Annotated in this window: 7 protein-coding genes; 2 read left to right on the forward strand and 5 right to left on the reverse strand. The window is 36.1% G+C overall.

What is annotated here, in order from left to right; all coding sequences use genetic code 11:
- On the reverse strand, positions 1-6251 hold a 6251-nt coding region (locus tag G551_RS15575), incomplete at its 3' end, for a choice-of-anchor L domain-containing protein (protein WP_036243555.1).
- 268 nt (positions 6252-6519) lie between these two features.
- Between G551_RS15575 and hflX the strand changes: the two genes are divergently transcribed.
- On the forward strand, positions 6520-7752 hold the full coding sequence (gene hflX / locus G551_RS0108130; RefSeq protein ID WP_027885105.1) for a GTPase HflX: 1233 nt from the start codon (positions 6520-6522) through the stop codon (positions 7750-7752).
- A gap of 83 nt (positions 7753-7835) precedes the next feature.
- Here the strand turns inward: hflX and G551_RS0108135 are convergent, their stop codons facing one another.
- Together G551_RS0108135 and G551_RS0108140 are read right to left on the reverse strand one after the other, a co-directional pair.
- Entirely contained in the window at positions 7836-9239 is a 1404-nt protein-coding gene (locus G551_RS0108135) for a DUF5689 domain-containing protein (protein WP_027885106.1), read from the reverse strand.
- A 14-nt stretch (positions 9240-9253) separates the two neighbouring features.
- On the reverse strand, positions 9254-12145 hold the full coding sequence (locus tag G551_RS0108140; protein ID WP_229797325.1) for a carboxypeptidase regulatory-like domain-containing protein: 2892 nt from the start codon (positions 12143-12145) through the stop codon (positions 9254-9256).
- Between the two features lie 173 nt (positions 12146-12318).
- On the opposite strand from G551_RS0108140, the gene G551_RS0108145 reads away from it, so the two are divergent.
- Positions 12319-13329, forward strand: coding sequence for an endonuclease/exonuclease/phosphatase family protein (locus tag G551_RS0108145; RefSeq protein ID WP_229797324.1), 1011 nt, complete (start codon positions 12319-12321; stop codon positions 13327-13329).
- A 53-nt stretch (positions 13330-13382) separates the two neighbouring features.
- Here the strand turns inward: G551_RS0108145 and G551_RS0108150 are convergent, their stop codons facing one another.
- The gene (locus G551_RS0108150) at positions 13383-13841 is read right to left on the reverse strand and encodes a hypothetical protein (protein WP_027885109.1); all 459 of its coding nucleotides are present in this window, start codon (positions 13839-13841) and stop codon (positions 13383-13385) included.
- A gap of 58 nt (positions 13842-13899) precedes the next feature.
- A complete protein-coding gene (locus tag G551_RS0108155; protein ID WP_027885110.1) occupies positions 13900-17310 on the reverse strand; it encodes a hypothetical protein in 3411 nt (1136 codons plus the stop codon).
- Between the last annotated feature and the right edge of the window lie 188 nt (positions 17311-17498).

The raw sequence follows: 17498 nt of genomic DNA on the forward strand, positions 1-17498 counted from the left end.
GCTCCAGCTATAGCTGTACCATCTAAGTACCACTGATAGTTTACTCCTGCAGGAGCTCCGTCTGCTGAGGCTGTAAAAGTAATTGTATGACTTGGCACAGGCTCACTATCTGAACAATAAGGGATTGTGATCGCTGTCTCTCCTTGGGTTGCTGTTATCGTTAAGTCGATAGCTGCTTCTGTATAAACTACACTTGCACTTACCTCACAACTTCCATCAGAATCGTTTACTGATACTGCGGTCACCGTATAAGTACCAAAGCCATAGCTTGAAGGATCTAAAGTTGCACCTGTTTCAGAAGTTAACTCTGTTCCATCTAAAGACCAAGTATAAACTACATCTGATGCAGGCATATTTATTGGAGTCGCATCGATTGTATAAGGCGTAAGATCACAAGTTGTAACATCTGAACCTAGATCTATCTGTGGCGATAAATCAAACAACAGATTTACTGAAGCTGTATCTGCACAACCATTAATGGTAACTTCAACTGTATAAGTATCACTATCCATCACTGTTAGAGTTGAACCAGTCTCTCCTGCTATAGGACCTGAACTATCACTCCACTGATATGTCGCGTTAGTTGTATCTTCATCAATTACAGTAGCTGTGATCGTGTAAGGATCCATTCCGCAGAATTCTTGATCTCCTCCTAGATCGATGTTATAAGTTACATCATCGATAACGATCTCATCGGTTCCTACACAACTAAAAGTCATCCCGTTATTAGTGAATTCTCCTTCAACTAAAACAGTATATACACCGCCAGGTAAAGATGGCATCGCATCGGTTGAAACTTCTAACCCGTCTGCATCTAACCAAGAGTAAGTTAAACTATCAAAATCTGAAGCATTTAATGGCGTAGCGTCTAAACTATAAGTTGCACCACTACATACTATTGCGTCTGCTCCTAAATCTACTTGAGGTGCTTCGGTAAATTCTGCATTATAAGTTGCAGTTTCAAAACAACCTAAATAACTAACAGTTACAGTATATTGACCATCTTCAGTAATCGTGATAGATGAAGTTTGCTCTCCTCCTGGAGCCCAAGTATAGGTTAAGTCATTCATTTCATCTGCAGGAACACCAATAATATTTGGCTCTAAAACAAAACTATTAGTATCTCCTTCTTCTGTACAACCTATAGAAACATTAGAGAAATCTACCTGATAATTCACTTGCTCAACAACTACAGAATCTGAAACTGTACATTGATAACCTGTAACTTCAACCGTATATTCACCAGCTTCAGTCACGTTAATTGTTGCGTTTGTTTCTCCTGCGATTTCGTTTCCATCTAAATACCAAGCATAAGTCACATCATCTAACTCTGAAAGGTTAGTTGGAGTACCATCAATTACAGTGGCACCAGCTTCACAAATCGTAATTATGTCGTTACCTAAATCTACTTCAGGGTTTGGTAAAAATTCTACATTTATCACATCTGACAATGCACAAGAACCAAAGTAAATAACCGAAACTGCATACTCTCCTCCCTCAGTAACATCTATCGTAGGAGTATTAACCGGATCACCATTCGCATCTTCAACTAAACTACCATCTTGATACCAAGTAATATCTGCTCCGTTAGTATTTTCTAAACCAATATCTAAAGTGATTGCATCTCCAGAACAAGTATCTGCAGTACCATCATCGATCGTAATATCTTCCCCTAACGTAAAGTCTCCTAACTCAAATGAACCAGCAGCCAAAAAAGTACTTGAATTAAAAGAAGAATCTGATCGATCACCAACTGCTAATTTAATATGGTATTGTGCGCCAGGTGTAACTTGCGCACTAGCCGTCATCACCACAGTTCTTCCTAACATATTTACCGGCGATGCTAAAGGATTCATCCCTGTAGTTCCATAAAACACATCAAAATAAGACGGATTCACTGAAGCACAACTTCCATTATGTGTATTATCACGAACCGTAGTCACCGCAATCGGATCTGTAGTACCCGGAACTATAGCAATATTCACTGTATTCCCGTCTTCATCGGTTAAGAAAAAACCAAAAGGATCTGAGAAAGTACACTGATAAGTTCCATATTCATTAGAAGCAAATAAGAAATCGAATGAAATTTGCTCAATAAATGGCACAAAATCAAATTCTATTACACTTGCATCATTAGAACTAAGAGCTCCCGCGCCTTCAATCTGATCGATCAAATCATCCAAATCTGGATCACCAGGCCAAGCCGTATTAAATCCTCCAGCTCCTGCTGGTCCAGGTAAATCATTTACATCGCCACTAGACAACACAATACCATTTTCTAATGGGAAATTTGAATCATTATAATCAAAGTAACTAATACCATTTACGCTTCCAAAATCTGATCCTGTTGATGAAGTTACATTAGATACTTGCGCACAAGGGTTATCTATTAAAACATCGATCACAAGTTCTTCTATTGTATAGGTCGTTTCATCAATAATAATTGGAGGTTGCGGACAGTAAGTTTGCGTCTGAATAGGACTCTCTATAGAACAGCTATTATCCTGATCGTTAACAGCTGTAAAAATCACTTCTGTATTATTAGCAAAAGGCCCAAAGTTAAAAGTATCTGTAGCAGTAACATCTATTGCTGCACTACCTTGGTTATCGGTAAGTGTTAAAGAAGTTGCAGAACCTAAATCATCTACAGTTACATCTATAAAAAATTGATCTGTACCACTTGCGCAATCACTGATCACCTCATAAGAAAGCGAAGGATTTAAACAAGTTGAACATTCTACAGATAAATCGATACCGGTATAACCAGATTCTCCACAAGCGTAGAAACCTGCCGTATACACTACAGTAATTGTATCTCCTGTAGACTGGACTTCGATACCACTTAAGTCACCACCATCTCCTGTACCTGAGTATAGCACTGTACCATCGGTATCTAGCACTTGGAAATCACCTCCAAAAGTGTAAATTAAACCGGAGTTCACCGTCAAGTTAATGTTAGACCCATCGTCACTCACATAAGACAATTGCACTGTTTCATAATCTTCATAACAGAAGCTTGAATCAAATACACCATCTGCACAATCAAAATAATTCACAGGACAATATTCCTGAGTTAATGTAGAACTTGTAATCACACAATTAATATCTTGATTATTTTCAACTGTAAAATCCACTAATGTTCCGTTTGCATAGGGTCCAAAGGTATAAACACCAGTAGCTGAAACTGTTTGCGTATCCCCTTGGTTGTCTGAAATATCTAAATCTGTAGCATCTCCTAAACTTGTAATATCCACATCTACTAAAAACTGCGCTCCATTTAAACAATCTTCAACTACCGTGTATGTTGCTTGAGGATTAACACATGTCGCACAAGAAACGGTAACATCTATAGGCGTATAACCATTAGACTGACATCCTATAACACCATCTGCAGCTACTTGAATAGTTATTGTATCACCAGAAGACTGGAAAGTTAATCCTGAAATATCACCTGATGTTCCATACCCGTTATAAAGCTCTGTACCATCACTATCTAAAACTATAAACTCATCCCAGCCACTTTCTACTTGACCTTCATTTACAGTTAAATTTAAAGGTGAACCATCTGTACTTGTATAAATAAACTCTGTTGTTTCTCCGTTTTCATAACAGAAATTTGTATTTATAGGACCAGCAGAACAATCAACATAATTATTAAGACATTCTGCTTGCGTTAAGCCTGCAACTGAAATATCACAAGTAGCGTCTTGATTATTTACAACTGTAAAATCTACTAAAGTTCCATTTGTATAAGGACCAAATGTATAAACTCCTGTTGAAGAAGCCGTTTGTGTATTTCCTTGGTTATCGGTTATATCTACATCTGTAGCATCTCCTAAGCTTGTTAGATCTACCTCAACATTAAATTGCGGCCCATTCAAACAATCTTCAACAACTGTAAAATCTGCCGCCGGATTAATACAGGTCGCACAAAAAACAGTTAAATCTATCGGATCATAACCATTAGAAGCACAACTAGTAAACGCACTAGGATCAATCATTACAGAAATTTCATCTCCTGTAGATTGAAATTCTAAGCCTGTTAAATCTCCTTCATTTCCGTAACCATTGTATAATTCTGTTCCACCAGTATCATAAACAATAAATTCATCAATGTTATTCTGAACAAAGCCACTATTTACTTCAACAGTAAGAGGAGAGCCATCATCACTTGTATATATAAAAGTTAAAGGCTCACTATTTTCATAACAAAAAGAAGTATTTATAGGCGTACCGCACTCAACATAATTATCTAAACAAAACTCTTGTGTTAACTCATCGCTAGAAATAATACAGCTTGAATCTTGATTATTTTCAACCGTAAAATCCACTAAAGTACCGTTAGTATAAGGACCAAAAGTATACACCCCTACCGCAGAAGCAGTTTGCGTATTCCCTTGGTTGTCTGAAATATCTAAATCTGTAGCGTCTCCTAAACTTGTAATTTCAACATCAATTAAGAACTGCGCTCCATTCACACAATCGCTCACTACCGTATAATTTGCCTGAGGATTCAAACAAGTTGAGCAGGTTGCTTCGATATTAATTGGCGTGTAGCCCTGAGAACCACAATCAAAAACACCATCTGCAGCTACCTGCACTGTAATCTCATCTCCACTTGACTGAAAAACTAAACCTGAAATATCTCCAGCAACACCATAACCATTATAGAGCTCTGTACCATCTGAATCTAAAACTATAAACTCATCAAAATTATTCTCCACTTGACCTTCGGTAACATTAATAGTAATTCCCGAACCATCTGTCGATGCAAAAATGTACTCAGTTGTTTCTCCACTATCATAACAAAAATTCACTACTTCTGGTGTTCCTGCAGCACAATCTACATAAGTCTCCAGACATTCTTCTTGCGTAAGCGTATTACTCGCAACCACACAGTTAGCATCTTGATTATTTTCAACTGTAAAATCTACATCTGTACCATTAGCATATGGACCAAAAGTATACACTCCTGCCGCATTAACAGTCTGAGTATTCCCCTGATTGTCTGAAATATCTAAATCTGTAGCATCACCAATACTTGCTAAATCTACATCAACTAAAAATTGCGACCCGTTCAAACAATCACTCACTACTTCAAAAGTAGCTTGAGGCATTATACAAGTTGCACAAGTAACTGAGACATCGATTGGCGTATAACCTTGAGAAGCGCAATCAAAGACACCATCAGCATTCACCTGAATAGTAATTTGATCTCCAGAGGTCTGAAATGAAAGACCAGATATATCTCCGGCAGCACCATAACCATTATAAAGCTCTGTACCGTCTGAATCTAATACAACAAACTCGTCCCAGCCACTCTCTACTTGACCTTCATTCACCACTAGGTTTAAAGCAGAACCATCAGTAGAAGTAAAAATATATTCTGTAACTGTCCCGCTTACATAACAGAAATTCACTTCAGTTGGACCTGCAGAACAGTCTACCGTAACCATCGGACTGTCTTCTGTTGTAAAACTATACTCTACACAACCTGAAGCGTCTCCATTTGAATTTTGTGGAGTAATCGTAACATAATATGTAGTCTCGAAATCTAAAGCTCCTAAATCATAAGATGTAGAAGATCCATTTTCGAAGTTATCTAATATATCTACACCTCCAGGCGAAGTCCCTACAGAAAGCAAGTAAGAACTAGCACCTCCAGTAGCAGCATCCCATTCTAATGTAACATCTTCAACCAGCACTCCGGTAGCACCGTCTGCCGGCAAGGTTAAAACTGCATCACAATTAGGCGGGTTAACTAAAGGTGTTGCCGTAAAATCTGTAACATCAAAATCTAAGTCGTTAGGAGAACCCCATTGACCTACTGCTATGTAAACAGTTTCATTTGCACCAACTACAGCATCTACCGATTGCTCAAAATCAGAAGTAAAGCCAGCTCCTACAGCTCCTAAACAATTTGAAAACGATGTGCCGTCACAATCAGTAAAAACACCTAAACCAGTATAGGTGTTTCTCGTGTAAACAGTCATCGAAATTTCTTCATCTACAGCTCCTGCTGTATATTCAAAAAGATAAACATCATCATCCCAATATAAGCCATCAACACCGCAGCTTGCATCGGGATTATCATTCCAATCTTCTACACCACCCGAACCCGGAGTGTTGATATTATCTTCGGTATACCCATCGGTAATGACCACAGCAGAATCACAGCCAAACTGAGCCATCACATTCGGACAAACCAAAAATGTCATTAGTAAAATTAATAAAAAGGTAATTTTTTTCATTAAGGATGGGTTTTTGAGTTAAGGCTTTGAAGATATAAAAATTATTAATTATTTCTTAACTGAAGTTTTGTTTTTTTAAATCTTCAATCTTAAAATATCACAAAAACCATCAGCATTCACAAGGGTTGAAGCCGATTGTTAATTTTTTAGCATTTTGAAAAAATTTTTCACACTGTTAAATTAATATTAGAATAACATATGGCTAAATACTTAAGTAATACCTTAGAATACTTTTCTTAACTTTGAATGAATAATCGAAAATTAAAATATGCTCGAAAAAGAAAATATAGAATATGAAAAGTCTGTTTTAATTGGTATCATTAATCAGCAACAAGATGAAGAAAAATCTAAAGAATACTTAGACGAATTAGAATTTCTCACCTATACTGCCGGTGGAGAAGTTGCCAAAAGATTTACTCAAAAATTAGATACTCCTAACCCTAAAACCTTTATCGGAACGGGTAAAATGGAAGATGTGCGTACCTTTATTACAGAGAATGATGTAGGAACGGCAATTTTTGACGATGAATTAAGCCCGGCACAACAAAAAAATATTGAGAAGATCTTAAAGTGTAAGGTAGTCGATCGAACCTATCTTATTCTTGACATATTTGCTCAACGCGCACAAACTAGTTACGCAAGAACACAAGTTGAACTTGCTCAATACGAATATTTATTGCCAAGACTAGCCGGATTATGGACCCACTTAGAACGCCAGCGAGGAGGTATTGGAATGCGTGGTCCTGGAGAAACCGAAATTGAAACCGATCGTCGTATTGTTAGAGATAAAATCAAACAGTTAAAAGATAAATTAAAAATTATCGATAAACAGATGGCCGTGCAACGCGGTAATCGCGGTCAACTGGTAAGAGTTTCCCTGGTAGGTTATACCAACGTTGGGAAATCTACATTAATGAATGTGATTAGTAAAAGTGATGTTTTTGCTGAAAATAAGCTCTTTGCTACACTAGACACGACCGTACGAAAAGTGGTGATTAGAAATTTACCATTTCTATTAACCGACACAGTTGGTTTTATTAGAAAACTACCAACACAATTGGTAGAATCTTTTAAATCTACTTTAGATGAAGTGCGAGAATCAGATTTGGTTTTACATATCGTAGATATTTCTCACCCAAATTTTGAAGAACATATCGCTTCGGTTAATCAAATTTTAGATGAAATTGGCGCCGCAGATAAACCAACGGTGATGGTATTTAATAAAATTGACGCTTACCAACCGGAAGAAATTGAAGAAGACGATCTGGTTACCGAAAGAACTTCGGCGCATTACACGTTAGAAGAATGGGAACGAACCTGGATGAATAGAATTGGCGATAATGCTTTATTTATTTCAGCAATTAATAAAGAAAATATCGAAGATTTTAGAAGAAAAGTTTATGAGGAAGTAAGAAAAATTCATATCACCAGATTTCCTTACAACAACTTTCTTTACCCGGAATACGATAAATATACCGGTGAATTAAAAGACGAAGAATAGTTTTTCTTCAGTATAAATCATAAAAAAAGCCACTTCATTTGAAGTGGCTTTTTTTTGTTTCAAGCGCTAGCTTAGCTATATTATTAGTAATCTACGCTAATTTCGTCTAACTCATAAGTACCATCTTGAGGAGCTTGACCGCTTCCTGTATATTTAAAAGCTATATAACCTGTTCCTTCCAAACAAGATAAATCTACATTTCCTGAATCTATAACATCTCTATAGAAATCGTCATCATTAACGATTGTAGCTGCAGATAATTCACCCCAAGTTGCAGAATTAATAGTACTAGTATCTCCATCCCAATCATTAGAGAATAAAAGTTGCAAGTTACTACCATCAGAGAAACTATTAGAGCTTTTGAAATTTAAGGTTTCACCTTCTTGAGCATCAAAATCTACCTCTGGTAAAATTAACCAAGCAATACTACTACTATCTCCAGACTGATAAGAATCTATCATTATACCTTTACCCATTGATGGCTCGTTATCAGAATCGTTAAACACCTGCCAAGACTGACTACCTGCTTCGATAAAATTAGTCCATCCCGCTCCTGAATAAGTTCCGTTAGAAGAACTTTCAAAATCTTCACTAATTAGGTTATTAGTTCCCTGAACTGAAGCAAGACCACAATCATATACCAAAGGATCACATCTTTCACCTTCCATAGTTACGTCTTCAAGTGTATTTACTGCAATTACAAAAACATCTCCCTCATAAGTTCTAGACAAAACACCTGCAATGCTACCACTACCATTAGGAAGTTCTAAAGAAGAGAAATCTGCAAAAGTACTCGTACTAAATATTGTTGAAGCTCCGGTTTCACAACTTTCAATAGTTCTTTCTCCATCAAACTCATCTGTTGCTTCACCAGCAAAAGACAAATTGTTTTCTACATCTGCTCTTAAAAACTGAACATTGCTAAGTTGAACAAATATATTTTCAAGATCATCAGAAAAATCATTAATATTCACTTCTAAAGGAACAATCTCTGCAACTTCTGCACTTCTTACGATTTTACTTTCAAACTGAGCAGGAGCCGGATCAATATATTGACCGTCAGGAATACCTAAAGTAACTACTCCGTTAGAAGTTCCTACTGTAAATCCTTCTAAAGAAACATAGATTTTACGACCTACTTCATACTTTGTAAATAATGGATTTACAAATAAAGCGATTTTTAAACCTGCCGTTGGGTTTTCTGGAGCATCTTGAATAATGATTTCTCTAAAAAAGTTCCCTCCTTCATCTGAAGATATCACATATCCTTCTACATAATCATCGGTATCTTCATAAGTATAAAGCTCTCCTTCGTTTTGAGCTGCATCACCTAATACTGTAGAAATAGAAACTACATTACCTTCTAATTCTGGCTCAGAGATCGAAGTGTTTGGCGTGTCAAAGTCATCGTCTTGCACACAAGAAGCTAAAAAGCCTACTGCAAGAACCATTAAGATTAATTTTTTGTACATATTAATTGTTTTCATTTCAATAACTTTTTTTAAAATCTAACATATAAGTTTAAATAATACGTTGTACCGTATCCGTAAAAATATCTATTTCCGAAGAGTTGCCCGTTTTCACGAGATTGATCTTCATTTAAGTTTCGGTAGTTTGAATTTCTTGACTGCTCAAAACCTCCGGTTTTATACTTTTGATCAAATATATTATTAATCGTCGCAAAGAAACCAATGAAATAATCGTCTATTTTCCAAGACTTACCTCCCACAGCATTGAACAACATATAGTCATCAAACTGTTCTTGTCTTAATAACTCTCTAGCTACATTTGGGTCGTAATCATTTATTGATAAACCATCATAATCTCTAGAGAAATTATCAGATCTATTTAATGCTGAAACATCAATATAGGCATTAGAGAAATAATTAGATGTCATACCAAACCACCAGTAATCAGGATCTCTATATTCAAAACCTAATTGTAACGCTTTCTCCGGTCCTCCGGCAACATGGTAATCTTTAAGGTTTGTTTTGCCATTTCCGAATCTTACTTCTCCTAATGAATTTACTTGGTTTGTATTTGGTACAAAATCATCACTTGTTAAGTAAATATCTGGATTGTTGGTGTAAACATATTGACCAATTGAACCAGCAGCTTTTAATTTAATGGTTGGAGTCACTTGCGCTTCAATACCAAATTCTGCTCCAATATTTCTTCTATCGATACCATTAACCACTTCTTGCACAAATGCATCACCTTCATCAATACCAAAACCAGAAAGATCTTGAGTGAAATAGAAACCAATATCGGTACCGTCTTGAAATTGAGTGTAAAAACCGGTTAATCTTGCTTTTACTGTTGGTGATCTAAAAATATAACTTAAATCTACCGACTGAACTTTTTCAGATTCTAAACCGCTAACAACATTATGGTTTTGTCTAGCGTTACTATAAGTATTTCTAATACTTGGCGCAGTGGTATAATAACCCGCATTCAAATCGATTAAATGACGACCGGTTACTTTATAAGTTGCTCCTGCTTTAGCACCATAATTTGTAAAGTCTAATTTTTCACCTTCACCAAAGCTATAATTTAAGAAATATCCGTTTTGATATAAACCTGTACGTTGATAGGTTGTGTTAGAAACATTTCCTGCTAAATAAAAGTCTACCTTATTATATTTAAACTGAGCCTGTGCAAAAGCAGTAGCCACATTAGCATCTATTTCATAATTATATTTGTATCGTTCACCTTCTCTAACAATACGGTTAGGATTATTAACATCACTTTGAGCGATATCTCCTAAACCTGCTTCAATGTTCTGAGTTTCTTCAGCAAAGAAATCTACATCTAAATAACCATTACCTCCTAAAAGGTCGTTCATCTCTGCGAAATACTCACTTTTTAAGTTTCTATAGTTTAAAGAACCATTTAAAGTAATGTGCTCATTAAGATCTGAAGTTAAAATAGTATTCGCTGTAAATTGTGTATCGTCTTGACGATCTTCTTGAATTGCATAAATTGAATTCCCACCATTTCTTACTGAAATCGCATTGGCCTCATAAAGAGAATTCCAGTCTAATTGACCGTCATTCATAAACTCTTCTCTTGCTAAATAGGCAGCTTGATAATTAGAAGCACTTAGATTTGGAAATCTTAAATGATAACTAGGTAAGTTTTGATAATACATAGGACTTGGGTTACTTGCTCCACCCTCATAATAAACTTGACCGTCAGGGCCATTTACTAATTTAGTACCACCATTATCGATTCTCGTATTACCAATCTTACCAAATTGATAAGCAACATTGGTATTTAATTTTGTTTTATCTGAAATTGTCCAGTAATGGTTCAACATTAAAACCGGCTCTGCAATTTCTTTAACTCTAGAGTTTCTCATCTCTCCATCTTGGTAACCCCAGTTAGGATTATATTGAATACCTCTTAAGTTTTCAACTTCTTCTGTGATAGCAGTAGATTTTCCTCTTCGGTTTGGAGTAAAAAAACCAGTAAAGTTCAAGCTATGTTTTTCTGAAATTTTCTTTTCAGCAGAAGCAAAGAAAGAATTTGCATCGTAAGAAGTTCCTTCAACAAAACCTTCATCGGCAAATCTTCTAGAAGCTAAAAAGCTAAAAGACCAACCACCTTTCATTAATCCGGTATTGTATGAAGCCATTACACGACCTCTGTAACTTCTATTCGAAGACGCATAAGATACACGACCACCTTCTCTATATTGAGAAGCTCTCATTACAATATTATTTGTACCGGCTAAACCTCCAAAAGTGTACTCATTTGCTTTAAGCCCCATCGTGAAGATTTGATTACGCTGCGCATCATTTAATCCTCCCCAACTACTCCATTGTGGTCTGCCGTCATACTGTTTATTCATTTCGATACCGTTAATTAAAACCTTACCGTTTTCAGAATCGTAACCTCTAGGACGAAAGAAAGTAGCACTAAAATCGAAAGACGCCGCGTTTAGAAATACATCTTTAGACGCTTGTAACAAACCGGATAAATTGTCTGCAGTACTTTCGTCGTTATTTAATTCGTTATCAGATAAACTAATTGTACCGATTTGAAAGTTCTCTTCGTTAATATCAACTTCCATTTCAATTAGATCTAAATCTAAAACTTCTCCTTCGTTAATAACAACAGGATATCGTCTCTGCGAATAGCCTTGTTTTTCTAAAGAAATAATTTGTTCCCCTAGTGGAACATCAAATGTGTCGAAGTTAAAATTACCTTCAGCATCTGTAGTTACCGTAAAGGCAGAGTTTTCAATGGTCACTTCAACATCTGGTAATGCTTCATTATTACTGGCATCGACAACTCTTCCCTTAACCGTAGTTTGTTGTGCAAAAGCCGTAATCGAAAAACATAAAAATGTTAAAAAGAAATAAACTTTTTTCATTCTAAAATCCTTCATTAATAATTGTTTGAGTTAAGAAAATATTATTTTCGGGCTGCAAATGTACATGTTTTATCTGCATTACCTACTTTTGGTACCCGATTTGTCTAAAAGTTTACATTAACATAATATTAATAAATATGACTAAGCTAAGATACTCAATTTTAACGATTTGTCTATTCGCATTTTTTATGTCGAATGCACAGAACGAGAAAACATATCGAGTAAATACCGTTGCTTTCTACAATTTAGAGAACCTTTTTGATCCGGTAAACGATCCCGAAAAATATGATGAAGCTAGCCCAATTATGGAAATGGCCGAAAGTCTTCGCGAAGAAGTTTATGCCAAAAAATTAACAAATATGGCTAAAGTGATCGCTAAAATTGGAGCCGATGTTACCGGTCATCCGCCGGCGGTTTTAGGAGTTTGTGAGGTTGAAAATCGTAGAGTGCTAGAAGATCTATTAAACGAATCTACGTTGGTTAACGAAGATTACGGGATTGTACATTTCGACTCTCCCGATAAACGTGGTATCGATGTCGCGCTTCTTTATAAAAAATCAATTTTTAGACCTATTAATACTTCCTCACACGAGCTATTAATCTACGATCAAGATGATCCTGAAAAAAGAGTTTACACGAGAGATCAGTTGTTAGTAACCGGTTTATTAGATGGCGACAAAATTCATTTTATTGTCAATCACTGGCCTTCTAGAAGTGGCGGCGAAGCAAGAAGTAGATTTAAAAGAGAAAAAGCAGCTGCATTGAATAAGAAAATCATCGATTCTTTACAAGCTGAAGATCCTTACGCAAAAATCATTACGATGGGCGATTTAAACGATGGTCCTTACAATACGAGTGTAAAAGAAGTTTTAGGAGCTAAAGCCGAGAAAGAAGAGGTAAAACTTAAAGGTCTTTACAACCCGATGGAAAATATGCAGAAAAAAGGGATTGGCACCATTGCTTACCGTGACAGCTGGGATCTTTTCGACCAAATGATCTTGTCTCAACCTTTATTAGACGACGATTATAGTTCGTATAGATATTATAAAGCCGGAGTTTACAACCCACAATATTTAGCAAACCCAAGAGGACGCTACAAAGGTTATCCTTACAGAAGTTTTTCTGACGGAGGTTTTTCAGGAGGTTATAGTGACCACTTCCCGGTTTATGTTTACTTGGTTAAAGAAGTAAGAAAATAATTTCAACATCATAAAATTAAAAAAGGCTTCAACATAAATTGAAGCCTTTTTTATTACTCTTTTTTCAAGGAATAAATATAATTTACCAACTCGACAATTTCTTCAGGCGGATTCTTTTTATCGAAAGTTGAAGATGTATAAACTGTATCATTCACATTAACATTGAGCGTAGTTGCCAAATCGCCATCAAACTGAAATTTTTTCGATGGTACTTCTAAGGTATTTATTCTCGCTAAATTAATCGCCGCGACCAAACCTTCAAGTTGCTCCCATTGATCTTCATCGATAGTCATTTTTACTTTTTCTACGTTTGTCTCTCCTTTTGAAGTGCTTTTATAACTAAACTGTTTTGGATTGATCGAATAATTTTCTCGCTTTCCTCTCGTAATAGCTTCAATAGTTACTTCAGAAATATTAATTTTATTTTCTTTTTCTGCGGAAGTTTTTTCACTGCTTTTACACCCAAATTGAAATACAAACAAGAGCGCTAATAGTTTTATTGAAGATTTCATAAAAGTTATTTTTTGCTGAAAGTTATTGCTTTTAAAAATAGTAACTCAAAATTTAGGCCTAAAAGTAAGCTCTTAATTGAACCGTCCCGGTATGAATTGTGTTCGAGCTTTCACTTTTTCTTCCAAAATAAGAAAAATTTAAATCTAAATAATCGGTGATTTTCTTTTGCGCTAAAAGCGACCATGTGTAGTTTTTATCGGGTTGTAAACCTTGTAGCATTTGGTAAGCTACCGGCGAGAATGCACTGCCATCAAATTCATTATAAATATAATTAAACTCTCCGTTGAGGGAATATTTCTGTGCGTTAGTGAAGGTAAACGACGCCCCAAGTTTATTCTGATGCAATTCTTCTAAATCGCCTAGTTGATTTTTTTGCTGCTGAAATTCATAAAAAACGCTAAACCTCGTATTTTGTGAAAGCAAATACGAAAGTTCAGGGTTTAAAGTGAGTCCGTCGATGTTGTAATTTCTATTCTCAAAATTTTCTGCCGTGCTTTTGGTTTGGTTCCATTTATTTTGAAGCGAGACCAACCAACTTTCCTGAAATTTATGATTAAAATTTAATTGATGACTTTCAATTTTATTCTCCTGTAAACCGGTTGAAAGTAGATTTTTATTTCTTGTTGAAATATAACTGTAAGAAGTCGTGTAATGTTGCCGGCCGCGATTAAAGAAAATCGTGTTTCTAAAGTTTAGATTTACCGCCAACTCATCGTCGGTTTCGTTAAACGGATTCAAATCAAAATTATCGCCATTTCGTTCAATTTTTCGATCGATCAAATAAGAGGTTTGATTGTAAAAATGAGAAAGAAATTTTTTCGTTTTTTCTTCATTACTCCATTGCTGAAAGTTAAGCGTCACGATTTGACTAAATTTATTTTGGTGCGTTCGTATAAAAATTTGATTAGGCAATAAAACTCGAATATACGTCGCTTCGTCCGGATAAGCAGCCGTTTCAAACTCTTCTAATTCTTGCACGCCATTCTCGTTATAATCGATCCAGGTGTATTGCCCTTCGCCCGCGTTTACTTCAACGTAAGTAAATTCTTGCTGCGGAAGCGTTCCGCTATTGGTTTCGTAAAGGGTATTTAAATTTACAATTCGGTTGAATAAAAATTGCGTGTATTGCACACGAGAATTGAGCGATTGTTCATCGGGAACATCCTCCAATTCATTTTTCAATGTTCTAAAATTGGCAAATACTGCAAGTTTTGTTTTTTCAGAATTAATTAATCGCGATTTTAAATAGTAGTTATTCGAAGTATTTACGCGCTCTAAACTTCCGTTTCTTAAACTATCGTTTACCCGATATCTGTAACCGACTTCCGCATAAATATTGGTGCTATCGCCCACACCGGTATAAACTTCATAACTATTAAATTTCTGACTTATTCCTGTTAATTCTTCCGTTTCCTTATCGGTTTGTTGGTTGTCTTCCAAAGAAATTCGAGATCCCGTCCAAACTTTTCTGAAGTCGTAAATAGCATTGGTATAAGCACGTAAAAATTCAGAATCGTAAAGTTCACCTTTACTTGATAAATAACTTCCGCTCGCCTGCAGTCGAAGTTTCCCGAATTTTAAATTAGACTGAAGTAATTGTCGCGCTCCGCTATAATTTTCAGAATAATCTAATTTCTGAAAGCTATATCGCGCTGTTCCGTGGTTTTTACTGTTAAATTCTAAACCCGTATCAACGTAACTTTGATTACCTTCTACTAAAGTCGGCAAATTCCAATCTCTGGTAAATTCAACATTATATAAACGCTCGACACTTTGATAGTTTTGCTGAATAAAATTTACCGTTCCAAAAGCATCTAACGTATTTATTTCTGAAGTGATCACGTTTTGTTTCGCCTGCAACCTTCCCGCAAAGCCATCGTTATCATCATCATCCAGATCTGAAAATAAATTCTCGTCGTTCTTGCTTCCTGCCAACTCAAACCCAACACTTGTTTTTGCTGAAGGATCATACGTTCCGTTCACCACACCAATTTGCAGCCGAGTCGGGGCAAAAAGCTGAGTAACCGGCGCATAATTACCTTGCGGAATTCCGTTAACCGGTGGCACATATTCATAAATCCTGCTCACCGAAGAAGCATTCGTTAACACATAATCACCTTGATTGGCGCCAACCAAACTAAAACGCACATTAAACAATTCGTCTTCAGGATTGTTAGAATAAATGTAGACTTCTTCTCCATTAATGATCTCTCGGCGGTAAAGCACTTTATTTTCATCAAAGGTATCGGGCACGGCGCTTGGCGCAACCATTTCATCTTGATCATCACCGGCAGCAGCTAAAACTTGCTCTTGCTCATTGCTTAAGTTTTGCTGAAGCGGTTGGTTTCTTAAGTCATTTTCAGAATAAAGAAATCCGCCGATCGTTAATTTTTCGCTGTAATGTTTTCCGCCGCCCATGGCAACTACTCTAGAGAAATTTCGATCTGAATATTGAAACTCTACCGTAATTCGCATTTCTGAAGTGATAGGAAATGTAGCATTAAAAATTATTTCACCGGCATTATAATCGATAATATAATCTTCATTTTCCCCGCGCTGCAATTGAATACCATTTACAAAAACCGCTTCACTGCCAGAAACAATAAGCGTGTACAACTCACCATTTGGCCCGGTTAATTTATACGGACCTTGATTACCTTCTTGCCCCTGAAATTGATTTCTAGTAAAAACTCCCCTCACCAAAGCTCCGGCGGCATAAACATCGGTACTATTGCCTTTCGGATTAATTTTTGCGCCCACCGATAAACCTTGAACCTTTTTCGTAAAGCTGGCAAAATAAGAATCGTCTTGCACGAGATCTACATCTCCTGCTCGAATATTCCAGTTTTTGCCGTAGAGTTCAATAAAGATCTGATCAAATTCATCTAAATTTTGCGAATAACCACTTTCCTGAATTGGGATGTTCGAATCTTGTATCGAAGCGCGTAAACTTACATTGGGAGCGATCTTTCCGGTGATCTGTAGATCTAATTCAGAATCTAAAACGGTGTTTTGGTTGGTCCCGGTGGTAATTCCGCGAGAAATACTTCCGCTGGTATTTAAACCTTCAAAAGGCGTAAAATTTCTGTTTCTCGATTTTTCACCCATCGTGTACATCCGTTGATTGAGTCCGCCTTCAACGATTCTTTTAGGATCAAATTGATAGTAGCGTTTGGTCAAAAATTCGGGATATTCTCGGTATTCAATTTGTAACGAATCTTGTTGCGCAACCAGGCTGTCTTTTAAAACTAAAGTAGAAGTAGGAAAATCGATTTGATATAAAGTAGAATCGATTTCTTCATTTTTTAGGTTGAAAACTTTAAAATGTGAAGGATTTATACTTACACTATCAATACGTATCGTATCGCGAGCCGCAACTCTCTTGGTCTGAAAGTCAGCTTTAAATTCTTGTGCTTGAGCAACAATACCCATACACAGTAAGAAAAATAGAAACGTAAGTATTCGCATTAAGTTTACAACTAAAGCTTTTCAAAAATATTTTATTTTGAAGGTTTTTAACGCTATTCTCTATTTAATTTTTGATTATCCGGAATCTCATCCTGAATTGAAAACAAAACATTTAAAATGAGACCCTGAATCAAGTTCAGGGTGACGGCTACTTGTTATGATTTACAGCGAATATTCTATTTAATTTT

It is taken from the genome of Mesonia mobilis DSM 19841 (genome assembly GCF_000423405.1).
Lineage (GTDB): Bacteria > Bacteroidota > Bacteroidia > Flavobacteriales > Flavobacteriaceae > Mesonia > Mesonia mobilis.

What these genes read in the sequence shown, in the direction of transcription:
- hflX (WP_027885105.1), top strand. Translation starts at nt 6,520, where the DNA reads ATGCTCGAAAAAGAAAATATAGAATATGAAAAGTCTGTTTTAATTGGT.
- G551_RS0108135 (WP_027885106.1), bottom strand. Translation starts at nt 9,239, where the DNA reads ATGAAAACAATTAATATGTACAAAAAATTAATCTTAATGGTTCTTGCA.
- G551_RS0108140 (WP_229797325.1), bottom strand. Translation starts at nt 12,145, where the DNA reads ATGAAGGATTTTAGAATGAAAAAAGTTTATTTCTTTTTAACATTTTTA.
- G551_RS0108145 (WP_229797324.1), top strand. Translation starts at nt 12,319, where the DNA reads ATGTCGAATGCACAGAACGAGAAAACATATCGAGTAAATACCGTTGCT.
- G551_RS0108150 (WP_027885109.1), bottom strand. Translation starts at nt 13,841, where the DNA reads ATGAAATCTTCAATAAAACTATTAGCGCTCTTGTTTGTATTTCAATTT.
- G551_RS0108155 (WP_027885110.1), bottom strand. Translation starts at nt 17,310, where the DNA reads ATGCGAATACTTACGTTTCTATTTTTCTTACTGTGTATGGGTATTGTT.